Source organism: Enterobacter sp. BNK-13 (genome assembly GCF_048685015.1).
GTDB lineage: Bacteria > Pseudomonadota > Gammaproteobacteria > Enterobacterales > Enterobacteriaceae > Enterobacter > Enterobacter quasiroggenkampii.
Genome location: NZ_JBLQTP010000001.1, coordinates 3,167,558 through 3,193,368 on the forward strand (window position 1 = coordinate 3,167,558; position 25,811 = coordinate 3,193,368).

The 25,811-nt window shown below is 57.8% G+C and carries 23 protein-coding genes; 7 read left to right on the top strand and 16 right to left on the bottom strand.

The window, feature by feature from the left end; all coding sequences use genetic code 11:
• Complete coding sequence (locus ACMGGQ_RS15265; RefSeq protein ID WP_420290239.1) at positions 1–4,953, bottom strand: alpha-2-macroglobulin family protein; 4,953 nt, start codon at positions 4,951–4,953, stop codon at positions 1–3.
• A gap of 288 nt (positions 4,954–5,241) precedes the next feature.
• On the opposite strand from ACMGGQ_RS15265, the gene ACMGGQ_RS15270 reads away from it, so the two are divergent.
• The 4 genes from ACMGGQ_RS15270 to ACMGGQ_RS15285 all read left to right on the top strand — a co-directional run bounded on the left by ACMGGQ_RS15270 (position 5,242) and on the right by ACMGGQ_RS15285 (position 9,872).
• Complete coding sequence (locus ACMGGQ_RS15270) at positions 5,242–6,786, top strand: PTS transporter subunit EIIC (protein WP_420290240.1); 1,545 nt, start codon at positions 5,242–5,244, stop codon at positions 6,784–6,786.
• Positions 6,787–6,798: 12 nt separating this feature from the next.
• A complete protein-coding gene (locus ACMGGQ_RS15275; protein WP_420290241.1) occupies positions 6,799–8,166 on the top strand; it encodes a 6-phospho-alpha-glucosidase in 1,368 nt (455 codons plus the stop codon).
• Between the two features lie 90 nt (positions 8,167–8,256).
• Positions 8,257–9,102 (top strand): 3-mercaptopyruvate sulfurtransferase, encoded by an 846-nt coding sequence (gene sseA / locus ACMGGQ_RS15280; protein ID WP_032675337.1) that lies wholly within the window; start codon positions 8,257–8,259, stop codon positions 9,100–9,102.
• On the top strand, positions 9,102–9,872 hold the full coding sequence (locus ACMGGQ_RS15285; protein WP_420290242.1) for a MurR/RpiR family transcriptional regulator: 771 nt from the start codon (positions 9,102–9,104) through the stop codon (positions 9,870–9,872). Before sseA ends, ACMGGQ_RS15285 begins: the two co-directional genes overlap by 1 nt.
• Before the next feature lie 17 nt (positions 9,873–9,889).
• On the opposite strand, the gene sseB is transcribed toward ACMGGQ_RS15285, so the two are convergent.
• The 11 genes from sseB to trmJ all read right to left on the bottom strand — a co-directional run bounded on the left by sseB (position 9,890) and on the right by trmJ (position 18,685).
• Positions 9,890–10,666, bottom strand: a complete 777-nt coding sequence (gene sseB / locus ACMGGQ_RS15290) for an enhanced serine sensitivity protein SseB (protein ID WP_420290243.1) — start codon at positions 10,664–10,666, stop codon at positions 9,890–9,892.
• Positions 10,667–10,807: 141 nt separating this feature from the next.
• Positions 10,808–12,094: an aminopeptidase PepB gene (gene pepB / locus ACMGGQ_RS15295; RefSeq protein ID WP_024908644.1), complete on the bottom strand. Its 1,287-nt coding sequence runs from the start codon at positions 12,092–12,094 to the stop codon at positions 10,808–10,810.
• A 60-nt stretch (positions 12,095–12,154) separates the two neighbouring features.
• On the bottom strand, positions 12,155–12,355 hold the full coding sequence (gene iscX / locus ACMGGQ_RS15300; protein ID WP_003860650.1) for a Fe-S cluster assembly protein IscX: 201 nt from the start codon (positions 12,353–12,355) through the stop codon (positions 12,155–12,157).
• A gap of 1 nt (position 12,356) precedes the next feature.
• Positions 12,357–12,692 (bottom strand): ISC system 2Fe-2S type ferredoxin, encoded by a 336-nt coding sequence (fdx, locus tag ACMGGQ_RS15305; protein WP_003860652.1) that lies wholly within the window; start codon positions 12,690–12,692, stop codon positions 12,357–12,359.
• 1 nt (position 12,693) lies between these two features.
• A complete protein-coding gene (gene hscA / locus ACMGGQ_RS15310) occupies positions 12,694–14,544 on the bottom strand; it encodes a Fe-S protein assembly chaperone HscA (RefSeq protein ID WP_420290244.1) in 1,851 nt (616 codons plus the stop codon).
• A gap of 14 nt (positions 14,545–14,558) precedes the next feature.
• Positions 14,559–15,074 (bottom strand): co-chaperone HscB, encoded by a 516-nt coding sequence (gene hscB, locus ACMGGQ_RS15315; RefSeq protein ID WP_024908642.1) that lies wholly within the window; start codon positions 15,072–15,074, stop codon positions 14,559–14,561.
• A gap of 80 nt (positions 15,075–15,154) precedes the next feature.
• Positions 15,155–15,478 carry an iron-sulfur cluster assembly protein IscA gene (gene iscA, locus ACMGGQ_RS15320; RefSeq protein ID WP_003860659.1) on the bottom strand — a complete coding sequence of 108 codons (324 nt, stop codon included), beginning with the start codon at positions 15,476–15,478 and terminating at the stop codon, positions 15,155–15,157.
• Between the two features lie 13 nt (positions 15,479–15,491).
• Positions 15,492–15,878 (bottom strand): Fe-S cluster assembly scaffold IscU, encoded by a 387-nt coding sequence (iscU, locus tag ACMGGQ_RS15325; RefSeq protein ID WP_003860661.1) that lies wholly within the window; start codon positions 15,876–15,878, stop codon positions 15,492–15,494.
• Between the two features lie 24 nt (positions 15,879–15,902).
• Positions 15,903–17,117 (bottom strand): cysteine desulfurase, encoded by a 1,215-nt coding sequence (iscS, locus tag ACMGGQ_RS15330; RefSeq protein WP_008502157.1) that lies wholly within the window; start codon positions 17,115–17,117, stop codon positions 15,903–15,905.
• A gap of 119 nt (positions 17,118–17,236) precedes the next feature.
• Entirely contained in the window at positions 17,237–17,728 is a 492-nt protein-coding gene (gene iscR, locus ACMGGQ_RS15335) for a Fe-S cluster assembly transcriptional regulator IscR (RefSeq protein WP_045399615.1), read from the bottom strand.
• Between the two features lie 231 nt (positions 17,729–17,959).
• The gene (trmJ, locus tag ACMGGQ_RS15340) at positions 17,960–18,685 is read right to left on the bottom strand and encodes a tRNA (cytosine(32)/uridine(32)-2'-O)-methyltransferase TrmJ (RefSeq protein WP_420290245.1); all 726 of its coding nucleotides are present in this window, start codon (positions 18,683–18,685) and stop codon (positions 17,960–17,962) included.
• A gap of 131 nt (positions 18,686–18,816) precedes the next feature.
• On the opposite strand from trmJ, the gene suhB reads away from it, so the two are divergent.
• A complete protein-coding gene (suhB, locus tag ACMGGQ_RS15345; RefSeq protein WP_003860668.1) occupies positions 18,817–19,620 on the top strand; it encodes an inositol-1-monophosphatase in 804 nt (267 codons plus the stop codon).
• Positions 19,621–19,679: 59 nt separating this feature from the next.
• Here suhB and ACMGGQ_RS15350 read toward each other — a convergent pair whose 3' ends face one another.
• Both ACMGGQ_RS15350 and ACMGGQ_RS15355 read right to left on the bottom strand, forming a co-directional pair.
• Positions 19,680–20,660, bottom strand: a complete 981-nt coding sequence (locus tag ACMGGQ_RS15350; protein WP_420290246.1) for a nickel/cobalt transporter — start codon at positions 20,658–20,660, stop codon at positions 19,680–19,682.
• Positions 20,651–21,289 (bottom strand): DUF1007 family protein, encoded by a 639-nt coding sequence (locus tag ACMGGQ_RS15355; RefSeq protein WP_167211952.1) that lies wholly within the window; start codon positions 21,287–21,289, stop codon positions 20,651–20,653. The genes ACMGGQ_RS15350 and ACMGGQ_RS15355 overlap by 10 nt, the downstream gene beginning before the upstream one ends.
• Positions 21,290–21,414: 125 nt before the next feature.
• Here ACMGGQ_RS15355 and csiE point away from each other — a divergent pair, with 125 nt between their 5' ends.
• A complete protein-coding gene (gene csiE, locus ACMGGQ_RS15360) occupies positions 21,415–22,692 on the top strand; it encodes a stationary phase inducible protein CsiE (RefSeq protein ID WP_126534752.1) in 1,278 nt (425 codons plus the stop codon).
• Here the strand turns inward: csiE and ACMGGQ_RS15365 are convergent, their stop codons facing one another.
• Complete coding sequence (locus tag ACMGGQ_RS15365; RefSeq protein WP_420290247.1) at positions 22,693–23,832, bottom strand: 3-phenylpropionate MFS transporter; 1,140 nt, start codon at positions 23,830–23,832, stop codon at positions 22,693–22,695. It abuts the gene before it with no gap.
• Positions 23,833–24,005: 173 nt separating this feature from the next.
• On the opposite strand from ACMGGQ_RS15365, the gene ACMGGQ_RS15370 reads away from it, so the two are divergent.
• Positions 24,006–24,428: a DoxX family protein gene (locus ACMGGQ_RS15370; protein ID WP_008502164.1), complete on the top strand. Its 423-nt coding sequence runs from the start codon at positions 24,006–24,008 to the stop codon at positions 24,426–24,428.
• A 54-nt stretch (positions 24,429–24,482) separates the two neighbouring features.
• Here ACMGGQ_RS15370 and glyA read toward each other — a convergent pair whose 3' ends face one another.
• The gene (gene glyA / locus ACMGGQ_RS15375; RefSeq protein ID WP_008502165.1) at positions 24,483–25,736 is read right to left on the bottom strand and encodes a serine hydroxymethyltransferase; all 1,254 of its coding nucleotides are present in this window, start codon (positions 25,734–25,736) and stop codon (positions 24,483–24,485) included.
• Between the last annotated feature and the right edge of the window lie 75 nt (positions 25,737–25,811).

Below are 25,811 nucleotides of genomic sequence, written 5' to 3' on the forward strand. Positions count from 1 at the left end.
TTACGGAACAACAATCAGCGGGCCACTGGCCGCACCCGTTGCCCGCCACTGCGGCACATACATAGACTCGACCATCGGAACCGGCACCTGGTAGGTTCCCGGCGTCACGGCGCGCGCCAGATAAACCAGCGTAACCGGCTGACCTTCATTTACTGGCACGGCCGCCACAAAGCGGTCGTCGCGGAATTCCATATGCTGAATGTCCGCCTGCTGCATCTGGCTGAGCAGGTTCTGCACTTCGCTACCGCTGTCCTGCAGGCTGGCGCTGCTGCTTGCCAGGTTCTGGTTTTCCAGCTCCAGACCCGCAGGGAGGAGATCCACCACCAGCGCGTCCGGCACGTTCTGGCTGGCTTTGACTTCCAGCCATACCAGCACCAGCTCACCGCTCTTCAGCGAAGAGAGCGATTTCGTGCTGCCGTCCGTTGCCAGAATATGGCGTTCAACCTGCAGCACGTTCGAGCTCGGCTGAGGAGCATAGTCAGGATAACCGGTGCTATCAAGGCGTACCCACAGCGGTGAAGTACCGGTATTGGTCACCTGCAGCGCGCCAAGCTGGTCGCCGCTCACGTTTTGTACCTGCGCTTTATCGCCACCTGATGCGGAATCTGACAGGGAGGTTTTCGCCTGCCACGCACCCGACAAGGTTTGCAGCGAACGACCGGCCAGGAACAGCGCATTGCTCTCCTGAGTGGACAACCAGCGCTGGCTGAAGGCCTGCTCAGACAGGGCATTCAGCAGCGTATTTTGCGCATCCGGCAGAAGTTTGTACTCCTCCAGAAGAGAGAGCATCAGCGCGTTATCGCGAAGCTGGCTACCGTAATCGGCCATCCAGTTTTTGCTGTCGTTGCGCGGCGTTTTGAGCGCCAGATCCAGCGCCTGCTGGCTGCGCGGGGCATCGCCCATCAGCTTGAGCGCCATGCCCAGCTGCATCAGCGGCAGGCCGGACGCCGCCTGAGCGTGACGATCCCAGATTTCACGCAGCGCGCCCAGCGGCGCTTTTTGCTGACGTGCCAGCACCAGCGCGGCATAGGCCTGCACGGCGAACTTGCTGGCCTGCGTATCGTCGCTGTAGCGAACAGACATCATGCCCGGGTCCTGCAGGTAGCGCAGCAACCGGCTATTGGCATTATTCACCGCATCGGCAGGCACGCTGTAGCCCTGCTCGCCCGCACGGACCAGGAAGTCGGTCACGTAGGCCGTCAGCCAGTACTCTTCCGGACCGTTTTTATCCCACAGCGCGAACCCGCCGTCTTCACGCTGCATCTGCAGCAGACGGGAAATACCGATATCAATGGCGGCACGGCGTTTATCGTCCGTATCACCTTTGATGCCAAGCGCCGTAAGCTGCGCCGCGTTGGTGTAGAGCGACGGGAACAGACCGCTGGTGGTCTGCTCCAGACAGCCATACGGATAGGCCTGCAGTTCACGAATATAGCGCGCCAGGTTGAGCGGTGGTTTGCCGCTCAGCAGCAGTTGCCCCTGCAGGGTGGCAGGAGAGAAACCGTTGCTGTGCTGCGCCGGTGCAGTCCAGGATTCGCCAGGGTTCAGCATGGCACCGGTATTGACCGTCTGCGCCGGGAACGCCGGACGCACACCGATTTTCCAGCTCTTCTGCTGCGGGACGAAGGTCTCGCCCGGAAGCTGCAGGCCGGTCACCTGCGCGGTCACTTCACCGTCACCATAACCGTCCAGCGCGCGTACCGGAATAAACAGCGTACTGCGCGCCCCCGGTGGCAGCTGAACCGGCTGAGGCTGCGCGCCTTCCAGCGCCAGTTTGCCTGTCGCGTTCAGGGCGATATTCAGCGTTTGCGGCTGGTCGGTCAGGTTAGTGATATCCAGCGTCAGCCGCGAGGTATCTCCGCTTGCCAGGAAGCGCGGGGTATTCAGTTCGGTAATGACCGGCGCGGCCACGATAATCTTGCTTTCGCTGCTGCCGAAATCCTCTTCCGTCCAGGCCTGCGCCATCAGACGCAGCTCACCGTTGAAGTCTCCAACTGGCAATGTAATTGTGCCTTCCCCGTTGGCATCCAGCGTAACCGGCTGTGCCTGCTGGGCAATGATGGTGACGTGGTTCACCGGCGGTTTGCCGCCGCGCTTCAGTTCATCCCCATCGCCACCAAAGCGCAGCGCGGCCAGACGGCCCTGCCCTTCAATGACCTGGCCGTATATATCGTAGATATCCGCGCCGTAACGCTTCTGACCAAAGAAAGCCTGCCACGGATCCGGCGTGACGTAATCGGTAATATTCAGCACGCCGCTGTCCACCGCCGATACCAGGACGTTCACCTTCTGCGGCACGGCCCCCTCTTTCACGCTGGCTTTCACCTTCACCGAGAGCGTCTGGTTTGGACGCATTTTCTGCGGGTTATCGAGCGCAATATTCAGGCGGCGATTTTCGTCACCCATCGGCAGATGCAGCAGGCCGACCGCACGTTTCGGCGTGGCGGATTTGGATTTATCTCCGGGACGTACCACCAGCGTACTCAGGTAGAGGTCGTGACGCTTCCAGGCCTTGTCGACCGGGATAGCGAGATCCAGTCCGTTTGCCGGTACGTCGATCTCTTTCCACCACAGCGGCCCTTCACTGGACTCGATCATCGCATAGCCCTTGCCTGCGGCTGGCGCGGCAATGTGCAGGTTGATGGTGTCGCCTGGCTGATAGGCTGGCTTATCCAGTTTCAAGGTCACGCGGTCAGGGCGTGCAGCGCCGGTGCCGTCGCTGTTATCCTGCCAGCTGTACCCCGCCCAGAAGCGCACGCTGCTGACCATCTCATCAGGCGCTTTCACCTCCAGACGATAAGAGCCCCACTCCACCGGGAAGGTGACTTTACCCGTTTCATCGGCCTTAAGCGTCAGCTCCTGCTCACCTTCGACCAGATCTTTCTGATCGAACTGAGACTGCCAGCCTTCGCTCTCAGACCAGTTCCAGAAGTAGTCCCGACGCTCGCGAATCAGACGAACCTGTAACCCGGAAACGGCCTTTTTCGCGCCGCTGGCATCGGCATACACGATGTCGAAGCTGGCATTGCCGTTCTCATCAACAATCGGTTGGTTGACGGTCGTATCGGTGCGGTAGTCATAAACCGCCTTGCTGGCGAACTGAGGACGGATACCCGGCAATTCCGCTGCGGGCCAGATGGCCTGCTCAGCACGACGCGTCACCGGACGACCGCCCGACTCCAGCAGGCTGGCCTGCAGGATCAGTTGCAGCGGAGAGTGCACCTCTTTCCACTGGCTTTCGGTAGAAACCTGCCCACGTCCCTGCTCGTCCAGCGTAAGCTGCACTTCATCCAGGCTGCGGCTCAGGTTCTCTTCGGCGATATCACCAAACTGGAAGCCCGGCAGCGCGGCCACCGCGTCACGCAGCGGACGCAGGAAGAGCTGGCCCTGCAGAGAGTTACCGTTGGCCGGAGCGCCATACAGGTAATAGCCGACCACGTTAAAGTCCACGTTATCCTGCGGTGAAACCGGCGTTTTTTGTCCGCTCAGGTTGAGCGCCATGCGCTCTGGCATGAAGTCTTCGACGTGGAAGTCCCACAGGCGCTGCAGGTTATCGCCCGTGTTGGCGCGGATATGCCACATGCCGGTCTGCGCCCCGCTGTCCAGCGGATAGTTGAAGCGATAGAGTCCGTTCTCCGGCTTGACGACGATGGTACGCGCGACCTGTCCATCCGGACGCAGCACGTCAAGCTTCACGGGCTGATCGGTAAGTGGCTTACCGTCACTGTCGCGCAGCAGGCCGTTGAGGATCACCGTTTCGCCCGGGCGGTAGAGATCGCGTGGGCCAAACATAAAGAACTGCTTGCTGTAGCCCGGACTCCCGGCGATATCAAACTCCGCCAGATCAAGAGCCGGTAGCTTGAGGTCAAGCAGCGTGGTCTGGCCGTCTTTACTGGCCAGGATCAGCGCGGCCTCTTTGTCGGTCTCAAGCTTTGCGTGGCCATCACCGTCGCTTTTCGCTTCGGCAAGCGTCTGCCCTTTATCGTTCAACAGGGTGACGGTGACGCCAGACTGCGCCGCACCGTTCTCCAGACTCTGGGTGAAGATGTCCAGGCGATTATGATAACGGTGAGCGGACAGGCCAATATCGCTTAAGGTAAAGAGCGTCGCGGCGTTGCTGTAGTTGTAGTGCCCGGCCTGGTTCATGACCGCGATATAAACGCCAGACTGCTGGAGCGGTTTAATATCCTTCAGGGGCAACAGTAATTTTTCGCGCGTGTTGCGCGCCGGATTAAGATCGAATCGACCGGTGTAAACCAGCTCCGCCATCTTCAGCAGGTTGTCGGATTCCCAGTTGGTCAGCGAGTTACGGTACTCCCACTGGCTGACAAGGGAAGCCAGCGATTCCGGCTTCACGCGGTAGAAGTTGACGTCAACATTGTTGACGTTGAGCGCCATTACCGGCAACCCTTCCACCACCTTACCCGGCAGCAGCGAGCCACGGCTGGCAAAACCAACGGTGGGTTCAACGTCCCGGGTGGCCAGGGCTTTCTCATAATCAATGCCGAACGTCGCCTTGTTCAGCGCCTGCAGGCCCCGTTCAACGGTGACGACCAGGTTGCGGTTGGGCTCCAGATGGCGCAGGCGAAGCTCTTTCAGGTTAGGCGCAAGTTCCCACGCCCCGTCAACTTTGCCGCTTTTTTTGTCCACGACATGCACGGTTTTCGCGAAATCCTGATCGGGATTCAGCGGAACCGAGAATGTCAGCACCAGCGTGGCGGCACCGTCGAGCTGAACTTCAGAGGCATCCAGCAGGGTCAGCGCTTTTCCCTGACTCTGGGCGGCGAGCTTAGCCAGCGTTTCAGCATTTGGCTTTTCCGCGGCTTTCGGTGTGGATGCGGTGGATGCCGCGGGAGCCGCAGCCTGAGATTTATCGTCGCTGTTATCACAGCCGACAAGCGTAAACGTGGTAAGCAGCGCAAGGGAGAGCGCGGCTAAGCGAAACGGTTTCATCCTTTGTCCCTGGCCCTGAGGGGGCCTGTTTGTCGTCGTCCGGATAAGTATTATCCGCAAGTTTCATTAATTCAAAAAGTCCAATTTTAGAATCTGGAAAGCGCCTCGCAGAATGGCAACACGCCGCTACGCCGTGATGGAACCGCGATCACAGCCCCAAACGTCACATGTTACCTTTCACGTCATTTGTTTTTAAAACAAGAGGATAGCTGGATAAGCGTCCCTGAAGGCTGCTAGTTTTATAACCATGACGCACCCCGAGTGCGCGGTTCAATAAGAGAGAAAGCCATGAAACGAGCCGTGAACGCCCTACAAAATTTCGGAAAATCATTGTACGGACCGGTGCTTATCTTACCGATCGTCGGTCTGTTTATCGCCTTTGGTAACGTGCTGGGTAACGGTAATCTCGCTGAATACCTGCCCTTTCTTGGCCATCCGCTGATTCAGCATCTTGGTCAGCTTATCGCGAAATCGGCCGTGTCGGTGCTGGTGAACCTGGCACTGGTGTTTGCCGTTGGTATTCCGATTGGTCTGGCGACGCGTGATAAAGGCTATGCCGCGTTGATTGGCCTGGTCACCTTTGTCGTATTCATCAACGCCATGAACGTCACGCTGCAGCTGCAGGGCGCGCTGGCACCTGCAGCCGAAATGAAGGCGGCCGGGCAGACCATGGTGCTGGGCGTCCAGGTGCTGGAGATGGGCGTTTTCGCCGGGATCCTGACCGGGGCGCTGTCGGGATACCTGTACAATAAATATTCCGGCGTACAGTTTAACGGCGCGATGGCGATTTACTCCGGCCACTGTTTTGTCGCCATTGTAATGCTTCCAGTCTCCATGCTGCTCGGCGTGGTGATGAGCGAACTGTGGCCGTTTGCCCAGCACGGCATTAGCGTCCTGGCGCTGGCCATCAAAGGCTCCGGACCATTTGGCGTGGCCATCTACGGCTTCCTGGAACGCATTCTGGTCCCCACTGGCCTGCACCATCTGGTCTATACCCCGTTCCTCTATACCGAACTCGGGGGCACGCAGGAGGTCTGCGGCACGGTGTATCAGGGTGCGCGCAATATCTACTTCGCTGAGATGGCCTGCCCGGACGTGAAGCAGCTCAGCAGCACAGTGGTGTGGGACGCCCGCGGCATCAGCAAGATGTTTGGCCTGCCCGCCGCGGCGCTGGCGATGTATATGACCGCCAGGCCAGAGCGTAAAGCGGCGGCGAAGGCGATTCTGATCCCGGCGGCGCTGACCTCGCTGCTGGTCGGCGTCACCGAGCCGATTGAGTTCTCCTTCCTGTTCGTCGCCCCGCTGCTGTTCGTGGTGCATGCGGTGCTGACCGGCATCGGCATGATGCTGTTCTCCCTGCTGGGCGTTCACGCCATCGGCGCCAACGGGATTATCGACTTCATCCTCTACAACCTGCCGCTCGGCACGGCCAAGTCCAACTGGCCGATGTACATCGTTGTCGGGCTGATCATGTTCGCCCTCTACTTCGTGGTGTTCCGCTTCCTGATCCTGCGCTTCAACATGAAAACGCCGGGTCGTGAAGATGAGGACCAGGAGACGCGCCTCTACAGCAAGCAGGAGTACCAGGCGAAGGGCAATAACGACGGTCTGGGCGAGTCCATCGTGGTGGGGCTGGGCGGCCGGGAAAATATTGAAGTGGTGGACAACTGCTACACCCGCTTACGCGTCACGGTAAAGGACGTCGCCATTATCGACGAGCCGCGTCTGAAGGCGACCGGCGCGAAAGGGATTATCAAACAAGGTAACAACGTTCAGGTGGTCTACGGGCTGCATGTCAAAAAAATGCGAGAAGCCGTTGAGACGTTTCTCTGAAAGGAGCTAAAGATGTTTACACCCCCATTCATTCTGTCGATTGCCGGCGGCGGCAGCACCTACACGCCGGGCATTGTGAAAAGCCTGATGGTGCGCCTGCAGGATTTCCCGCTGGCCGAAATTCGCCTCTACGATATCGACGAGGTGCGTCAGAACACCATTGCGCCGGTTGTCGAGAAGGTCATTCGCGACCACAGTCAGCATATCAAATTTACCGTCACCAGCGACCCGGAAGTGGCCTTCAGCGGCGCCCATTTCGTCTTTGCCCAGATGCGCGTCGGTCAGTATAAGATGCGCGAGCAGGATGAGAAGATCCCGCTGCGTCACGGCGTGGTGGGCCAGGAAACGTGCGGCCCCGGCGGGCTGGCCTACGGCCTGCGCACGATCCTGCCGATGGTGGAGCTTATCGATCTGGTCGATCGCTACGCGCATGAAAAAGCCTGGATCGTGAACTACTCCAACCCGGCGGCGATCGTCGCGGAGGGCGTGCGCCGTCTGCGGCCAAATGCGCGGGTGCTGAACATCTGCGATATGCCGGTGGCCGCCATGCGCAATATGGGGGCGATTCTGGGTGTCGATCGCCGCAAGCTGGAAGTGGACTACTTCGGTCTGAACCACTTCGGCTGGTTTACCCGCGTGCTGGTGGACGGCGAAGACAAGCTCCCGGCGCTGCGTAAGCATATCGCTAAGTTTGGCCTGCTGACGGAAGATGCGGCTAAAACCGATCCGCAGCATTCCGACCCCTCCTGGGTGAAAACCTGGCGCAACATCAAGCCGATCATGGACAATTTCCCCGAGTATCTGCCGAACCCGTATCTGCAGTATTACCTGATGCCGAACCAGATTGTGGCGCACCAGAGCCCGGACTATACCCGCGCAAATGAAGTGATGGACGGGCGCGAGAAAAAGCTGTTCGCCGCCGCCGAAGAATATCAACGCACCGGAATTTTACCGGATGCCTTTCACGTGGGCGTCCACGGCGAGTTTATCGTCGATGTGGCCTGCTCGCTGGCCTTTAACCTGAGAAGCCGCCATCTGGTGATGGTGGAAAACCGCGGGGCGATTACCAACCTGCCGTACGATGCGGTGGTGGAAGTTCCCGCTTATATCACCTCCGAGGGCCCAGAACCGATCCGTATTGGTCAGGTGCCGCTGTTCCATCAGACGCTTTTGCAACAGCAGCTCGCATCTGAACAGCTGCTGGTGGAGGCGACTATCGAAGGCAGCTATGAGAAAGCCTTGCAGGCGTTTACCCTCAACCGCACTGTGCCGACCATGGAACATGCAAAAGCCATTCTGGATGAGATGATTGAGGCCAACCGTGACTACTGGCCAGCGCTGCAAAAAGCCTGGCAGGACGGCGAACCGGTGAAAAAATAGGGGCTTGCTCGCGAGTTGAACGTGGTTTGCTTGTCGGTGTCAGAAAAAACACCGACAATCCTTTTTTACGGAAAAGAATGGAGGCAACCCATGTCCACCTCATATTTTGTCGCTGCCGACTGGCTGATTGAGCACGGCGACGATCCGGAAGTTCAGATTATCGACGCGCGTATGGCCCCTCCGGGACAAGAGCATCGTGACGTGCCCGGTGAATACCGTGCCGGGCATCTGCCGGGTGCGGTATTTTTTGATATTGAAGCCCTCTCCGATCACACCTCTCCCCTGCCGCACATGCTGCCGCGCCCGGAAGCGTTTTCCGTGGCGATGCGCGAGCTGGGCATCAGCAAAGACAAACACCTCGTTGTCTATGATGAAGGTAACCTCTTCTCCGCGCCGCGCGCGTGGTGGATGCTGAAAAACTTCGGCGTGGAAAAAGTCTCGATTCTTGCCGGTGGGCTGGCGGGGTGGAAGCGCGACGAGCTGCCGCTTCAGCAGGGTGACGTCACGCTGCCGGAAGGTGAATTCGACGCGACCTTTGACACCCACGTGGTAAAACGCCTGACCGACGTGCTGGTCGTGAGCCATGAAAAAACGGCGCAAATCGTCGATGCCCGCCCTGCTCCTCGCTTCAATGCCGAAGCGGATGAACCGCGTCCGGGGCTGAAGCGCGGACATATTCCGGGCGCGCTGAACGTGCCGTGGGGCGATCTGGTATTTGAGGGCGAGCTGAAAACTACCGACGAACTGCGCGCCATTTTTGACCGGGCAGGGGTTGATTTACATCGTCCAGTGATTGCCAGCTGCGGTTCCGGCGTAACGGCCTGCGTGGTCATTCTGGCGCTCGCCACGCTCGGCGTAAGCGACGTCACGCTCTACGACGGCGCCTGGAGCGAATGGGGTGCGCGAGACGATCTGCCTGTCGAACCCGCAAAATAATGGATAACCGCCTGGCCACGCTGTTAACGCGCGGAGCGTCATTGACCCGCGCGGAGTATCGCGTCCTCGCCCACCTCACGGAGCATCCGCTGCTAGTGGGCAATATTACGGTTCGCGAGCTGGCACAGGCGACGTTCGTTTCTACCGCCACCATTATGCGGCTGTGCCAGAAGCTGGGGTTCAGCGGCTTTAGCGAGTTTATCTGGCACTGCAAGCAGCTGCTCACCGACACACCGCACATTGCCGTTCAGGGGCAATCGCCCCCTGAGCTCCCGGCGCTGTTTAATCAGTTTATCGCCAACTATCAGCACACCTTTCAGTGGGTCACCCAGGACAAACGCCAGCAGTTTGCTAACCTGCTGCGCCAGAAAGAGAGTTTCTTTCTCTACGGGGCCGGGTTCTCTTATCTGTTTGCGGAGTACCTGACCAAGAAGCTGCAGGTGCTGGGCAAAACGGCGTTTATCTCCGGACCGGGCGACAGCCGGAACATTTTTCTCAGCAATGCCGCTCGCTATCAGGTGTTTATTGCCGTCTCACGCAGCGGCGAAACGGAACAGGTACTGGATAAAGCGCGGATAGCCAAAAACGTTGGCATGACCATCGTCGCGTTTACCCGCGCCTCGGCCAACACGCTGGCGGAGATGGCCGACGTGCACTTTGCGCTCTATGACGAAGCGATACACTTTGCCGCCGAAGCCGCAGGGGTGACGTCGTTTGAGTCGAATCTGGTGCTGCTGATGGATTTACTGCTGCTGGAAGCAACGGGGTGATATTCACCCCGCTGAAATCAGATGATGCGGTTGGTTTTGAGATCGCGCAGGAAGCCCCCCCAGCGACGCTCATAGAACGGCGTGATGTGCTCGGTAATAAAGTGGCTGATGCCCTTCTCACCGTTTTTCACCTGACAGATATCAATTGGTTCATCGCCCGGTAGCGTGTCGGTCGCCACGCTGCCCGCCGCCTGAACGATCTCGTCGAAATCGCCATCGGCTTCAATACCGATCAACAGCACCGGCTTTTCGTCCGCACGCTCTTTGATGGAGCAGAGAAACGCGCGCCTGACGGGCTTGAGCGTTTTGAACAACGTCGTCAGAGAATCAATCATCTGCGCGGGCGGCTCGGCCACTTCAGACAGCAGCAGCGTTTCGCCCCCTTCCAGCACTTCCTGCGTGCTGAGCGGGTTGCCCTCTTCGCCAATCAGGTGGCTGATTTCACGCGGTGTAAACTCTTTCCCGGTCGGCAGCTTCGCGTTGAGGAACAGCGTCTGGCCGAGCGTCATTTCAAACAAGGTACGCACCGGCATCACCACGAACGCCTGTTCGTCTTCAACCGCTTCCTGCAGCGCTTCCAGTGAGGTGAAGAACGGGATCACCGACGTGCCGTCGTCTTTCTCCCAGTGCAGCAGATCCAGCGCGCTGTCTTCTACGACCTGCTCACCTTCCACGGCGGTACCCGGCACCCAGACGGTGGACTCCAGCAGCGTGCGGAAAAATGCCGGACGGTGGGCGGGCTCGGTCGCCGCCTGCTCCAGCAGGGTCTCTAATTCGTTTTTGGTATCTGACATAGTTTGGCTACTTCAAAAAATGCCGGGTGGCGCTTCGCTTACCCGGCCTACAAAACCGTAGGCCCGTGCAAGCGCAGCGCCGCCGGGCAATATGATGAATCCGAAGGCGCGCGTAAGCGTAGCGCCACCCGGCAAAAAAGATTACTCAGCCGTCAGCAGGTTCGCCACGGTACGCACGCCCAGACCGGTCGCGCCCGCGGACCACTGCTCAACCGCCGCTTTGCGGTACGTTGCGGAGCAGTCAATGTGCAGCCAGCCTTCATGGTAGTTCTCAACGAAGTGAGACAGGAAGCCTGCTGCGGTGCTTGCACCCGCCGGGTACGCCGCGCTGGCGGTGTTGTTCAGCTCGGCAAAGTTGGACGGCAGCTGGCTACGGTGGAACTCGGCCAGCGGCAGACGCCAGAACGGTTCGTTTTCCGCCGCAGCGCTGGCCAGCAGGCGTGCGGCCAGCTTGTCGTCAAAGCTGAACAGCGCGTGGTAGTCGTTACCCAGCGCGGTTTTCGCCGCACCGGTCAGGGTTGCCATGTCGATGATCAGCTCAGGCTTCTGGGCAGACGCGTCGATCAGGCCATCGGCCAGCACCAGACGGCCTTCGGCGTCAGTGTTCATCACCTCAACGTTTTTGCCGTTGCGGTAGCGAATGATGTCGCCCAGCTTGAAGGCGTTACCGCTGACCATGTTGTCCGCGCAGCACAGGTACAGCTTCACGCGCTTTTTCAGACCGCGGGTGATGGCAAACGCCAGCGCACCGGTGATAGTTGCCGCGCCGCCCATGTCGGACTTCATGGAGTCCATGAACGCGCTCTGCTTCAGGCTGTAGCCGCCGGTGTCGAAGGTGATACCTTTACCTACCAGGCAGGCAAAGACAGGGGCGTCTTTATCGCCGGTTGGGTTGTAGTCCAGCGCCAGCAGCACCGGTGGACGCTCAGAACCACGGCCCACGGTGTGGATACCCATGTAGTTCTGCTCGCGCAGGTCTTCACCCTTGGTGATGCGGTAGGACATCTTGTCGCCCGCCACGCCGCACAGCAGGTCAACGGCGCGCTGCGCCAGCTGCTCAGGGCCTAACTCTTCCGCCGGAGCGTTAATGGTGTCGCGTACCCAGTCGATGATTTGCAGACGGCTTTCCAGCTCTTTCTGACCGGCTTCGTCGAGGTTCGCCCACTCAATTTTGCGGGTGCCTTTCGGCCCTTTGTAACCCGCCCAGAACGCCCAGCTGCGGTCGGTGTCCCAGCCTTCGCCTTCCAGCGAGACATGCTTAATGCCCAGACCGTCAATTTTACGCGCGGCGCGCTGGATCAGGCCCAAATCATCGTTGCCCGTCAGGTGCAGGGTAATACCGTCGTTGTTGATGCTGTAGCTGGCTTTCTCGCCCCAGCGCGCGTCGGCGGGCTGCGTAGAGAGCGTAATCTTCATCGCTTCGGTCATTTTATTTTTCCTTATTAGCAACTAGCAAACGGGCCGCCTGAAGGCAGCCCGTTTTGTTATTTATTCTGCTTCATCTAACCAGACTAACAGAATCGCCTCCAGAATTTTTTCATTGGATGCGTTTGGATCGTCGTCGAAATCTTCCAGATCGCAGATCCACTGATGCATATCGGTGAATCGTACGGTCTTCGGATCGAGATCCGGGTTCGCGTCGTAGAGCGCTTCGCCGATTTCACGGCTGTCTGTCCACTTAAGTCCCATATTAATGCTCGCGTGCGTGGTTGATGGTGTAGCGTGGGAACTCCACGACCAGATCTTCATCGGTCACCGCAGCCTGGCAGCTTAAGCGGCTGTCTGGCTCCAGACCCCATGCTTTATCCAGCATGTCGTCTTCGTCTTCGGTGCTCTCGGCAAGAGAGTCAAAACCTTCACGCACGATGCAGTGGCAGGTGGTGCAGGCACAGGATTTTTCACAGGCGTGTTCCACTTCGATACCTGCACGCAGGGCAACATCGAGAATGGTTTCACCGGTCTTCGCTTCCAGAACAGCGCCATCCGGACAGAGGTCCGCATGAGGCAAAATTACAATCTTTGGCATATTAAACCTCGTCCACGGACTGGCCTTTCAGCGCGACGCGGACAGATTTGTCCATGCGGCGAGCAGCAAAGTCCTGGGTTTGTTTATCAACGTTTTTAATGGCTTCTTCTATTGCGTCAGCGTCATTACCTTCGGCCACGGCGCTTAAGCGCGCGGCGGCTTCGTCAATCACCTGACGCTCAGCGGCGCTTAACAGCGCGGCGTCGGCAGCGAGCGCGCCGTTCAGGCTCTCCAGCACGCGTGCGGCTTCAACTTTCTGTTCGGCCAGCATACGCGCCTTCACATCCTGCTCGGCGTAGCTCATTGAGTCCTGAATCATGGAGGCGATTTCGCCATCGGTCAGGCCGTAGGACGGCTTCACCTGGATGGACGATTCCACACCGGTGGATTTTTCCATCGCCGTGACGCTCAGCAGGCCGTCGGCATCCACCTGGAAGGTGACGCGAATATGCGCCCCGCCCGCAGGCAGCGCCGGGATACCGCGCAGCGCAAAGCGCGCCAGAGAACGGCAGTCCTGCACCAGCTCGCGTTCGCCCTGCATCACGTGGATGGACATCGCGGTCTGGCCGTCTTTAAAGGTGGTGAACTCCTGCGCGCGCGCCACCGGAATGGTGGTGTTACGCGGGATCACTTTCTCCACCAGGCCGCCCATGGTTTCTAAGCCCAGCGACAGCGGGATGACGTCCAGCAGCAGCATTTCGCTGTCCGGCTTGTTGCCAACCAGAATATCGGCCTGGATTGCGGCGCCCACGGCAACCACTTTGTCCGGGTCGATGGAGGTCAGCGGCGTGCGGCCAAAGAATTCGCCCACGCGCTCGCGCACCAGCGGCACGCGGGTCGAACCGCCCACCATGACTACTTCCAGCACCTCGTTCGCCTCAACGCCCGCATCTTTCAATGCGCGACGGCAAGCCAGCAGGGTGCGTTTAACCAGCGGGGCAATCAGATCGCTGAACTGATCGCGAGAGATCTCACCCTGCCAGCCCGCAACATTGACGGTAACCGTCTGCGCATCGCTCAGGGCGATTTTGGCGTCGATGGCCGCATCCAGCAGTTCACGCTGTACGCGCGCATCGCTGCGATCGCTGATGCCCGCCTGCTCGCGGATGTAGTCCGCCAGCAGATGGTCGAAGTCATCACCTCCCAGCGCGGAATCCCCGCCGGTCGCCAGCACTTCAAACACCCCGCGGCTCAGGCGCAGGATAGAGATATCAAACGTCCCGCCGCCGAGATCGTAAACCGCGATCACCCCTTCCTGACCGGAATCGAGGCCGTAGGCAATCGCCGCCGCCGTCGGTTCGTTCAGCAGACGCAGCACGTGCAGACCCGCCAGACGCGCGGCGTCTTTGGTGCCCTGACGCTGTGCATCGTCAAAGTAGGCAGGAACGGTGATCACCACGCCGTCCAGATCGCCACCGAGCGTTGCCGTAGCGCGCTCAGCCAGCGCTTTGAGTATGTCAGCAGAAACACGAATCGGGTTCAGCAGACCGGCCGCGGTCGCAATCATCGGCAGGCCGTTTTCACTTGCCTGCAGCTGATACGGCAGATGCGGGTAGCGGGTCTGAATATCGGCCAGCGAGCGGCCCATCATGCGCTTGACGGAGCTGATGGTATTCGCCGGATCGCGCGCGGCATTAGCGCGGGCGTCATAGCCTACCGTGTGACCCTGCTGCTGGTAGTGGACCACGGAAGGCAGCAGATGGCGCCCCTGCTCGTCAGCCAGCGTTTCCGCCTGGCCGCTGCGCACGGTCGCCACGAGGGAATTGGTGGTGCCCAGATCAATACCCACCGCCAGACGACGCTGGTGCGGTGCGGCACTTAAGCCAGGCTCACTAATTTGTAATAAGGCCATAATTGCTTCCGAAATTAAAAATCGAGCAGCTTTTCTTCGAGTTGTTCAGCACTGCTTCGCAGTTTATCGAGAAAACGGAGTTTGCGCACAGTATCTGCCGCCACGTCCCAGGTCTCGTTGTTCAGTTGCTCCACCATCTGCTGATGGCGGGTATCGAACATGCCCTTTACGCGCGTAATAAAGCTTTCCAGACGCGCTTCGTCTTTGGCCTGTTCAATCTCATCGAGCTCTTCGCGAAGCTCCAGCTGCTCCATCAGAAACGCCGTGTCACGCACGGTGTGCTGTTCGCTCGCCAGATCAAAACCGTGGAGCGAGAGCAGATATTCAGCGCGCGCCAGCGGATGGCGCAGCGTCTGCCAGGCCTGGTTGATGGTGGCAGAGTGGGAAACCGCAGCCAGCTGCTCTGCCTGAGTACCGCTCGCGAATTTGTCCGGATGGTACTGACGCTGCAGATCCTGAAAACGGATCGTCAACGCCTGGAGATCAATCGGGTATTGAGCGGGTAGTCCGAAGAGAGTGAAGTAATCCATAACAATCTCAGGGGTAGCCTGTTAAAACAAACCCCACGCGTAGCGGGTAACGCCACGGTGGGGTTTCGGATGACGCGCGGTTAAACGTGGAAGCTTTCGCCGCAACCACACTCGTCTTTGACGTTCGGGTTCGTGAATTTGAACCCTTCGTTCAGGCCTTCTTTAACGAAGTCCAGCTGAGTGCCGTTGAGGAATTGCAGGCTTTTGCCATCGACCACCACCTTCACGCCCTTGTCTTCAAACACGGTGTCGTCAGACGCCGGTTCGTCAACAAACTCCAGTACGTAAGCCATACCAGAACAGCCGGAGGTACGTACGCCCAGTCGCAGGCCAAAGCCTTTACCACGGTTCGCCAGAAAAGAGCTTACTCGCGCGGCAGCGCTGTCGCTAAGGGTAATCGACATACTCAAACCTCAATTATTTTGCTTCACGTTTGCTTTTGTAATCCGCAATGGCGGCTTTGATCGCGTCTTCTGCCAGAATTGAGCAGTGAATTTTCACTGGTGGCAGTTCGAGTTCTTCAGCAATATCCGTGTTCTTGATTGCCTGTGCTTCGTCCAGAGACTTGCCCTTCACCCATTCGGTGACCAGGGAGCTGGACGCGATAGCAGAACCGCAGCCGTAGGTCTTGAAGCGCGCGTCTTCAATGATACCTTCATTGTTGACTTTAATCTGCAACTTCATCACGTCGCCACACGCTGGCGCACCGACCATGCCGCTACCAACAGATTCATCGCTGTTGTCAAAAGAGCCAACGTTGCGTGGGTTTTCGTAATGATCGATGACTTTTTCGCTGTATGCCATGATTGAATTCTCCTTATGTACCGATTAGTGATGTGACCATTCAATGCTGTTCAGATCCACGCCCTGCTTGAACATTTCCCACAGTGGAGAAAGGTCGCGCAGACGGCCAATGGAGTTGCGAACCAGCTTGATGGTGTAGTCAATCTCTTCTTCGGTAGTGAAACGACCTAAAGAGAAACGGATAGAGCTGTGTGCCAGCTCGTCAGTCATACCCAGCGCACGCAGCACGTAGGATGGCTCAAGGCTTGCAGACGTACAGGCAGAACCGGAAGAAACCGCCAGGTCTTTGAGCGCCATGATCAGCGACTCGCCTTCAACATAGTTGAAGCTGACGTTGAGGATGTTCGGAGCACCCTGCTCGAGATCGCCGTTCAGATACACTTCTTCCATATCTTTCACGCCGTCCCACAGACGGTTACGCAGCGTGCGCAGGCGTGCCATCTCGGTTTCCATCTCTTCTTTTGCAATGCGGTAGGCTTCGCCCATGCCCACGATCTGGTGAACAGGCAGCGTACCGGAACGCATGCCGCGCTCGTGACCGCCACCGTGCATCTGCGCTTCGATGCGGATACGTGGTTTACGACGAACGTACAGCGCGCCAATCCCTTTCGGGCCATAGATTTTGTGGCCGGAGAAGGACATCAGGTCCACTTTCAGCTGGCTCAGGTCGATAGGCAGTTTGCCCACGCTCTGGGTCGCGTCCACGTGGTAGATGATACCGCGCGCGCGGCACATTTCGCCGATGGTCGCGATGTCTTGTACCACGCCGATTTCGTTGTTGACGTGCATGATGGAGACCAGAATGGTGTCATCACGCATGGCCGCTTCGAGCTCTTTCAGATCGATAATGCCGTTGCTCTGTGGCGCCAGGTAGGTGACTTCATACCCTTCACGCTCCAGCTGACGGCAGGTGTCCAGCACGGCTTTGTGTTCGGTTTTGCTGGTGATGATGTGCTTGCCTTTTTTCTGATAAAAGTTGGCTGCACCTTTGATCGCCAGGTTGTCGGATTCGGTCGCACCGGAGGTGAAAACAATCTCACGCGGGTCGGCACCCACCAGGTCAGCGATCTGATTACGGGCGATATCAACCGCCTCTTCAGCATGCCAGCCAAAACGGTGTGAACGGGAAGCTGGGTTACCAAAGTTTCCGTCCAGGGTCAGACACTGCATCATTTTCTCGGCAACACGCGGGTCCACCGGCGTGGTTGCGGAGTAGTCGAGATAAATCGGTAATTTCATTGCTCTATAAACTCCGTACATCGCTTCAATGCAAGGAATCAGGCAACCGGCTGGATGTACGACCGAGTACACGGGGCGAGTCTTCGCCCCGGCCTGATTCTGAAATACTTATCGTTTTATTACGCGCGTAATTTGACGTCGATAGCGTCCTGCGCGCGGGTGCTGCGTTGGGAATCATGGCCGTGCTGACGGCCCGATACGTCCAGAACTTCCTGGTTGTTCACCAGCTCACCGAGGGTGATGTTGTTCAGGAAGCCGGTCAGACGGTCGCTCAGATCGCGCCACAGCGCGTGGGTCAGGCACTTATCGCCGCCCTGGCAGCCGCCTTTACCCTGGCAACGGGTCGCGTCAACGGATTCGTCAACTGCGCTGATCACTTCGCCAACAGCAATACTGCCCGCGTCTTTACCCAGCAGATAACCGCCGCCTGGGCCACGAACGCTGGAAACCAGTCCATTTTTACGCAGTCTGGAGAACAGCTGTTCCAGATAAGAGAGGGAGATCCCTTGTCGTTCAGAAATATCAGCCAACGGAACCGGGCCCGCTTCGGAGTTGAGCGCAACGTCCAGCATCGCGGTCACGGCATAACGCCCTTTAGATGTCAGTCTCATGTCTTACTTAACCTCAAACTCGCCCCTGCCCGGGGTTTTTTATTGTAAAATGGGGTATTGCATAGCAGGGCCAAGTCTGACATTCCTGACTAAAATGGTCAACTATTTACTTGACTGTTTTAGTCAGGTATTTAACCTTCCGTGCCGTTTTTTGTCGGGTGACGCTTCGCGTACCCGACCGACGGTTTTGTAGGCCGGGTAAGCAAAGCGCCACCCGGCGAACAGACGACACTACTCTTTATTCTTCTGCTCAATCGACGCCAGGATCCCGCGCAGGATGTTCAGCTCCTGGCTTTCCGGACGCGCGCGGGTAAACAGACGGCGCAGCTTATTCATCACCTGACCCGGATGGCCTTCGCGGATAAAGCCGGTTGAGAGCAGCGTCTGCTCCAGGTGACCGTAGAAACGCTCAAGGTCGTCCACCAGCGGGTAAGCCGTCTCTTCTTTAGGCTCAACCCCTTTTTCCTGCGTTGCCAGCCACGCCATACGCACTTCATAGGCGATAACCTGCACCGCCATCGCCAGGTTCAACGAGCTGTACTCTGGGTTTGCCGCAATCGCGACGTGATAATGACACTTCTGCAGTTCATCGTTGGTCAGGCCAACGCGCTCGCGGCCAAATACCAGCGCAACCGGTGCCTGTTCTGCTTCCGAGACACTTTTCAGGCCGCATTCACGCGGATCGAGCATTGGCCACGGCAGCGTGCGCGAACGCGCGCTGGTACCGACAACGAGGCTGCAGCCAGCCAGCGCTTCGTCAAGGGTATCGACGATCTGGGCATTGCCGATCACGTCGCTGGCCCCGGCCGCCAGCGCAATAGCCTGCGAGTCAGGTTTCACCAGCGGGTTAACCAGCCACAGGTTCGTTAAGCCCATGGTTTTCATAGCGCGGGCAACGGAGCCCATGTTGCCGGTATGCGATGTTTCGACCAGCACAATTCGAATGTTTTGCAGCATAATTTTTAATGTCTGAATTCAGTGTCTGAAGAATATTCGGGCATATTATCATAAACGGGAGACATAATCCGATCCCGCTGCTATACTCTGCGCCGATTTTCCTGTTCTTTAACATCCAGTGAGAGAGACCGATGCATCCGATGCTGACCATCGCCGTGCGCGCAGCGCGCAAGGCGGGTAATGTAATTGCCAAACACTACGAAACGCCAGACTCCGTAGAAACCAGCCAGAAAGGCAGCAATGATTTCGTGACAAACGTCGATAAAGCCGCAGAAGCGATTATTATCGAAACGATCCGCAAATCTTACCCACAGCACACCATCATCACCGAAGAAAGCGGTGAACATGAAGGTACCGATCAGGATGTTCAATGGGTTATCGATCCACTGGATGGCACCACCAACTTCGTCAAACGCCTGCCACACTTCTCTGTGTCTATCGCAGTACGCATTAAAGGCCGTACTGAAGTCGCCGTTGTGTACGATCCAATGCGTAACGAACTGTTCACCGCGACCCGCGGTCAGGGCGCGCAGCTGAACGGCTACCGTCTGCGCTGCAGCAACGCACGTGATCTGGACGGCACCATCCTGGCGACCGGTTTCCCGTTCAAGGCGAAACAGCACGCGACCACCTATATGAATATCCTGGGCAAACTGTTCACCGAATGTGCGGACTTCCGTCGCACCGGTTCTGCTGCGCTGGATCTGGCCTACGTGGCAACCGGCCGCGTTGACGGTTACTTCGAACTCTCACTGAAGCCATGGGATTTTGCTGCGGGCGAGCTGATCGCGCGTGAAGCAGGCGCCATTGTGTGTGACTTCACCGGCGGCCATAACTATATGTCTACCGGCAACATCGTTGCGGGTAACCCACGCGTTGTTAAAGCCATGCTGGCCAACATGCGTGATGAACTGAGCGATGCGCTGAAGCGTTAATCCACTTTGTTAAGCCCGGTGGCGCTACGCTTACCGGGCCTACATAATCCCTCAGTATGCTAGAAAGGCCGTAATCCCCTTCCCACCGGTACCGCACTCATCCACATTGTCACCGCAGCCACCAGCAGAATCACCCCACCCGCCAGCGCAAGCGTGGTCCACCCTATTTGTCGCCACAGCACCGGCGTTTTATTGCCGCTGAGTTTGACCGCCAGCTGACGAAAGCTGTGTACCAGCAGCGCTAAAGACGAAATGGTGAGAGAGGTTCCTGCCGCCATCGCCAGCGCGGACAGCATGCCCCAGCCGAACACGCCGATGACCTTACTGAACAGCAGCACCATGATGGCCCCCGAGCACGGGCGCATCCCCATCGAGAGAACAATCATCAACCTCGCGCGCCAGTCGTCGCCGTTCTGTAATTGTTCCTGCGTGGGCAAATGCTGATGTCCGCAGCCGCAGTGTTCATCATGAACGTGGTGCGGCGTAAAGGTTTTGAATGTCGGTTTTTGCAGCAGCACGCGCAGCTTTTTCAGCGCCCGCCAGCACAGGATCAGCCCCAGCACGCCCACCAGCGCGTAGCTCCCTTTCTCCAGCCAGAAGCTGCTCATGTGCAGCTGGCGCGCCGGAAGCTGCAAAAGTGAAAGCACAACAACGACCAGCGCAATCGCCACGCCGCCCTGCAGCAGCGAGGAGGCCAGCGTCAGGCCGATGCTCGATTTCAGCTTTGACGGATGGGTGGCGAGCCAGGTCGTAATCACGATTTTGCCGTGCCCCGGCCCCAGCGCGTGCAGAACGCCATAGACAAAACTGAACGCCAGCAGGGATCCGCCCGCTTTGGTCGGGTTCTCCGCCACCGCCTTCAGCAGTCCGCTCATCTGCTGGTTGACCTCACGCTGCCAGATAATGCTTTTCATCATGACCTGCGGCCAGGCGTGCCACAGCCACAGCGCGCCGCAAACCGCTAACAGCAAAAAGAGCGCCAGCGGCCAGAGATGCAGCCAGCGGCGAGGTTTCCGAACCGGAGAGGAGATCACTGACATTGTAATGTCACCTCCTGTGCGAACTGTTTACCCAATTCCATATCCTCGGGTGGGGCATCGTCCTTGTCGAGTGAGACCGCAAAGTTCAGCATCTCTTCGCTGGGCTTCGGGGTATGAACGCCAATTTTGCAGCTTTTTTGCAGCGCGTCCGGCAATCGTACGTCGCTGTCTTTGTCATAGCGCATATCAACATAGTAAGTGGGATCAAAAGTGGAAAACGTGTACGTTTGCCCGGCCAGCGGCTGAGGATGCGCCAGCGGAAGCACGAACGTCAGCACCGCCTGGTGCCCTTCACGCGTCATCCCGTATTCCGTTGGTCGGTTCAGAAATTTGACCTTTTGGCCGTTATGCCAGAACTCGGTGAAGTAGTGCTGGCCGAGCACGTTGGCCATTACTTCCGCCGCCAGCTTTTTCCAGATTTCGTCACCGGGCTTCGCGTTTCCCGCGTCATAGAGCAGGTCAGCCGAGGTGATTTCATCCATCGTCCAGCGCATTTTCAGGCCGCTCAATTGCGTGCCGTCGGTGACCAGCTCGGTTTTGAGGTCAATAAAGCTGTGAGGGTGTGCGCTGGCAGTTAAGCTGATAACCGCCAAAAATAACGCCATCGCACATTGTTTAACTGTTTGCATCAATTCCTCACGTCAAAAATTCTGTGATGTTCCCCAGCAATCCTGAATGAAAGGCCTGCCGGCGCGCTTTTCAGCGCTCATCCTTTAGCTATTCTTATCAAACATTCACACTGGATACCCGACAGATGATGACGACGCTTGAAATTCCATCTGTGCTTTCCAGTTCGCAGCGCCGCTGCCAGGTGCTTTTGATGCTTTACCTGCCCGATGCTGCCGTCACCGCACAGAGCATAATCGCTGCCAACGGCGTGGACGACGCGATGGCACGGCAAGATATAGCCGAGACGCGCGATGAAATCCAGCGCTATCACCGGCTGGATATCGTTACGCACCACGACGGCTGCTACCGGATTGAAGGCACAGCCCTGAATCAGCGTTTATGCCTGCTGCACTGGCTGCGCCGGGCGCTACGGCTTTGCCCGCAGTTCGTCTCGCACCAGTTTACCCCCGCATTAAAAACCGCGCTTAAACAACACGGCATCGCGCGCCCACTTTACGACGATGCGAACCTGCGGGCGCTGATCGGCTTCTGCTCACGCAAGCTCCAGCGCCAGTTTGAATGCCGCGACGTCCAGTTTTTACAGCTCTATCTGCAATACTGCCTTATTCAGCACCAGCTCGGGAATACGCCGCAGTTTTCCCACGTTCAGCGCAGCTGGACCCAGTCGAGAGGGGAGTATTTTACAGCGCAGGAGATCGTGCGCCACTGGAGACGGCGCGTCCCGCAGGGTGCCCACGGGGATGAACAGCTGTTTCTGGCGCTGCTGTTTATGATGCTCCGCACCCCCGATCCGGTGCTTGATAAGCACCAGCAGGATCAGCGTCTGCGCCGGGCCATCGTGCGCATGGTGGCCCGCTTTCGTTCGCAGACCGGGATGAACTTCAGCGATGAACAAGGGCTGACCGATCAGCTGTATATCCATCTGGCTCAGGCGCTGGACCGTTCGCTGTTTGAGATCGGCATCGACAACAGCCTGCCGGAGGAGATCCACCGCCTTTATCCCCGGCTGTTACGTACCACGAAAGAGGCGCTGTTTGAGCTGGAGGCGGAATTCGGGCTGCGTTTTTCCGACGAAGAGATGAGCCTGGTGGCGGTAATTTTCGGGGCCTGGCTGATGCAGGAGACCGACCTGCATGAAAAACAGGTGATCCTGCTGACGGGAGACGATAAAGCCAGTGAGGAGCAGATCGAACAGCAGCTTCGCGAGTTGACGCTGCTGCCGCTCAACATTCGCTATCTGACGCTACAGGCTTTCCAGAAAGAGGGAGCGCCGCGCGAAGCCGCGCTGGTTATCACCCCTTACCCGACTGCCCTGCCGCTGTTCTCGCCGCCGTTGATTCATGCCGTTGAGACATTGAACGCGCAGCAGCAAGAACATATTCGCGCCATGCTGGAATCATAGTTACGCGCGTGCGGCCACTTTCGGTCGAACAAACATTGCCGGTAGCGCCACCAGAGCCATTACCCAGAACACGCCATGCCCCAGATGCTGGTAGAGGAACCCTGCAAAGACCGTCATCATCGCGATACTGCCCCCCATTGCCACTGCCGAATAGACGGCCTGCAGGCGAATCACGTCCCCGCCCTCGCGCGCAGCGATATAGCGCATGGCCGCCAGATGGCACACGGTAAAGGTGCCGCAGTGAAGAATTTGCGCCACAATCAGCCACGGCAGATCGGTCGTCCAGCCCATAATCCCCCAGCGCGCCACCCCGCACACGGCGGAAAGGAGCAGCAGGTCACGCGCGCCAAAGCGGCGGAACAGTTTTTTGCTCAGGGCAAAGATAATGACTTCGGCCACCACGCCCAGCGACCACAGATAGCCCACGGCGGAAGCAGAATATCCCGCCCCCTGCCAGTAGATGGCGCTGAAACCATAGTACGCCGCATGTGCCCCCTGAAGGAGGCATACGCACGCCAGAAAACGCCAGCTCTGTGCGACCAGGCTCCGCCATGCGGGCCAGCCAGCACTCTCCTGATGGCGGCTTTCCCCTTGCGGCATCACCGATGGTCGCAGCAGCATGCCCAGCAGCATCGAGGCAATACCGATGCTCAACAGGGCAAGAATGGCGCGGTAATCGTACAGGCTAACCAGTTTTCCCACCAGCGCCGAGCCAATCACAAAAGCGATAGAGCCCCACAGGCGCACGCGACCGTAGTCCATGGTGATCTGCTTTTGCCAGGTGTTCGCCAGGGCATCCGTCAGCGGCACCAGCGGTGAGAAGAACAGGTTAAAGCCAACCATCACCACCATCAGCCAGGCAAACTGGTGGCTGACCCAGAAGCAGGCCACAAAGACCAGGGTCAACAGAGCCAGAATGCGCACGGCCTTGATCAGTAAGGAGGGATCGCTGACGCGCGGGGCGATCAGCAGGCTGCCGAGGAAACGCGCCACCAGCCCGGCTCCCAGCAGAACGCCGATGGTCTCGGGCGTCAGGCCGATACCCTTAAGCCAGACGCTCCAGAAAGGCAGAAAAATGCCGTAGCTAAAGAAATAGGTGAAATAACTGAGCGCCAGCCAGCGCGTGGAATGCAAGACCATGAATCCCTCCCGAAATCGAGGCCATAGTCTGGCGAGAATATAAAAATTAAGCAAGTAGATAGCCTGCTATAAATTAACGAAAAATTAACATCTTGTGCAATCGTCTGGCTTATGGCAGGGAATGAAAATATGTATTACGTTTAAATTACTCCACTTGCAGAGGTTTTTCTGCCATGAACTCACTACGTTATCTCGATTTCGGCCAGTCACGTCACCTGCTGCTGCTCATTGGCCGCATCGCGCTTGTCGTGCTGTTTATTATCTTTGGTTATCCAAAACTGACGGGGTTTAGCGGCACCGTACAATACATGACCTCGCTGGGCACGCCGATGCCCATGCTGGCGGCCATTATTGCGGTAGTCATGGAAGTGCCTGCCGCCATTCTGATCGTACTGGGCTTTTTCACCCGTCCTCTCGCGGTACTGTTTGTGTTCTACACTCTCGGAACGGCGGTGATTGGGCATCATTACTGGGATATGACCGGTGATGCGGTCGTACCGAACATGATTAACTTCTACAAGAACGTCAGTATTGCTGGCGCCTTTATTTTGCTGGCGATTGTGGGGCCAGGCGCCATCTCCCTGGACCGGCGTTAAGCCATAAAAAAAGGCCGCATGCGCGGCCTTTTTTATTTCTGCAAAGCAGAGGAATTATGCGTAAACCGGGAAGCGTGCGCAGATATCCAGAACTTTACCTTTGACGCGCTCGATAACCGCTTCGTCATTGATGTTGTCCAGAACGTCACACATCCAGCCAGCCAGTTCTTTCACTTCTGCTTCTTTGAAACCGCGGCGAGTCACGGCCGGAGAACCGATACGGATACCGGACGTCACGAACGGGCTCTTCGGATCGTTTGGCACGCTGTTTTTGTTCACGGTGATGTTGGCGCGGCCCAGGGCTGCGTCAGCTTCTTTACCGGTCAGGTTCTTATCAACCAGATCCAGCAGGAACAGGTGGTTTTCAGTCCCGCCGGATACCACTTTGTAGCCACGGTTCAGGAACACTTCCACCATCGCTTTGGCGTTCTTAGCAACCTGCTGCTGGTAAACCTTGAACTCTGGCTCCATCGCTTCTTTCAGCGCGACCGCTTTTGCCGCGATAACGTGCATCAGTGGGCCACCCTGCGCGCTTGGGAACACCGCGGAGTTCAGTTTTTTGTACAGCTCTTCGTCACCGCCTTTCGCCAGGATCAGGCCACCGCGTGGACCCGCCAGGGTTTTGTGGGTGGTGGTGGTCACAACGTGAGCGTGTGGAACCGGGTTCGGGTAAACGCCTGCAGCGATCAGACCCGCAACGTGCGCCATGTCAACGAACAGGTAAGCACCTATGCTGTCTGCGATTTCGCGCATTTTTGCCCAGTCAACGATACCGGAGTAAGCAGAGAAGCCACCGATGATCATCTTCGGTTTGTGCTCTTTAGCCTGCTTCGCCATGTCTTCGTAGTCAATTTTACCGGACTCATCAATACCGTAAGGGATGATGTTGTACAGTTTGCCGGAGAAGTTAACCGGGGAGCCGTGAGTCAGGTGGCCGCCCTGTGCCAGGTTCATACCCAGAACGGTATCGCCCGGCTGCAGCAGCGCGGTGTAGACCGCGAAGTTAGCCTGAGAGCCAGAGTGCGGCTGGACGTTTGCATAGTCAGCGCCAAAAAGTTCTTTCGCACGATCGATAGCCAGCTGCTCAACGATATCAACGTACTCACAACCACCGTAATAGCGTTTGCCCGGGTAACCTTCAGCGTATTTGTTGGTCAGCTGAGAACCCTGCGCCTGCATAACGCGCGGGCTGGTGTAGTTTTCGGAGGCGATCAGTTCGATGTGCTCTTCCTGACGTACTTTTTCCTGCTCCATAGCCTGCCACAGTTCGGCATCATAATCGGCAATGTTCATTTCACGCTTTAACATCCGCATCTCCTGACTCAGCTAACAAGTAAATTTTGGCCTGAAAAGGCAGTCCTGTTGGACGACGGGCAACAGTAT

What these genes read in the sequence shown, in the direction of transcription:
- ACMGGQ_RS15365 (WP_420290247.1), bottom strand. Translation starts at nt 23,832, where the DNA reads ATGGTCTTGCATTCCACGCGCTGGCTGGCGCTCAGTTATTTCACCTAT.
- iscX (WP_003860650.1), bottom strand. Translation starts at nt 12,355, where the DNA reads ATGGGACTTAAGTGGACAGACAGCCGTGAAATCGGCGAAGCGCTCTAC.
- ACMGGQ_RS15355 (WP_167211952.1), bottom strand. Translation starts at nt 21,289, where the DNA reads ATGCAAACAGTTAAACAATGTGCGATGGCGTTATTTTTGGCGGTTATC.
- hscA (WP_420290244.1), bottom strand. Translation starts at nt 14,544, where the DNA reads ATGGCCTTATTACAAATTAGTGAGCCTGGCTTAAGTGCCGCACCGCAC.
- iscU (WP_003860661.1), bottom strand. Translation starts at nt 15,878, where the DNA reads ATGGCATACAGCGAAAAAGTCATCGATCATTACGAAAACCCACGCAAC.
- iscS (WP_008502157.1), bottom strand. Translation starts at nt 17,117, where the DNA reads ATGAAATTACCGATTTATCTCGACTACTCCGCAACCACGCCGGTGGAC.
- ACMGGQ_RS15270 (WP_420290240.1), top strand. Translation starts at nt 5,242, where the DNA reads ATGAAACGAGCCGTGAACGCCCTACAAAATTTCGGAAAATCATTGTAC.
- hscB (WP_024908642.1), bottom strand. Translation starts at nt 15,074, where the DNA reads ATGGATTACTTCACTCTCTTCGGACTACCCGCTCAATACCCGATTGAT.
- ACMGGQ_RS15285 (WP_420290242.1), top strand. Translation starts at nt 9,102, where the DNA reads ATGGATAACCGCCTGGCCACGCTGTTAACGCGCGGAGCGTCATTGACC.
- iscA (WP_003860659.1), bottom strand. Translation starts at nt 15,478, where the DNA reads ATGTCGATTACCCTTAGCGACAGCGCTGCCGCGCGAGTAAGCTCTTTT.
- ACMGGQ_RS15350 (WP_420290246.1), bottom strand. Translation starts at nt 20,660, where the DNA reads ATGTCAGTGATCTCCTCTCCGGTTCGGAAACCTCGCCGCTGGCTGCAT.
- sseB (WP_420290243.1), bottom strand. Translation starts at nt 10,666, where the DNA reads ATGTCAGATACCAAAAACGAATTAGAGACCCTGCTGGAGCAGGCGGCG.
- ACMGGQ_RS15275 (WP_420290241.1), top strand. Translation starts at nt 6,799, where the DNA reads ATGTTTACACCCCCATTCATTCTGTCGATTGCCGGCGGCGGCAGCACC.
- fdx (WP_003860652.1), bottom strand. Translation starts at nt 12,692, where the DNA reads ATGCCAAAGATTGTAATTTTGCCTCATGCGGACCTCTGTCCGGATGGC.
- sseA (WP_032675337.1), top strand. Translation starts at nt 8,257, where the DNA reads ATGTCCACCTCATATTTTGTCGCTGCCGACTGGCTGATTGAGCACGGC.
- suhB (WP_003860668.1), top strand. Translation starts at nt 18,817, where the DNA reads ATGCATCCGATGCTGACCATCGCCGTGCGCGCAGCGCGCAAGGCGGGT.
- pepB (WP_024908644.1), bottom strand. Translation starts at nt 12,094, where the DNA reads ATGACCGAAGCGATGAAGATTACGCTCTCTACGCAGCCCGCCGACGCG.
- glyA (WP_008502165.1), bottom strand. Translation starts at nt 25,736, where the DNA reads ATGTTAAAGCGTGAAATGAACATTGCCGATTATGATGCCGAACTGTGG.
- trmJ (WP_420290245.1), bottom strand. Translation starts at nt 18,685, where the DNA reads ATGCTGCAAAACATTCGAATTGTGCTGGTCGAAACATCGCATACCGGC.
- ACMGGQ_RS15370 (WP_008502164.1), top strand. Translation starts at nt 24,006, where the DNA reads ATGAACTCACTACGTTATCTCGATTTCGGCCAGTCACGTCACCTGCTG.
- iscR (WP_045399615.1), bottom strand. Translation starts at nt 17,728, where the DNA reads ATGAGACTGACATCTAAAGGGCGTTATGCCGTGACCGCGATGCTGGAC.
- csiE (WP_126534752.1), top strand. Translation starts at nt 21,415, where the DNA reads ATGATGACGACGCTTGAAATTCCATCTGTGCTTTCCAGTTCGCAGCGC.
- ACMGGQ_RS15265 (WP_420290239.1), bottom strand. Translation starts at nt 4,953, where the DNA reads ATGAAACCGTTTCGCTTAGCCGCGCTCTCCCTTGCGCTGCTTACCACG.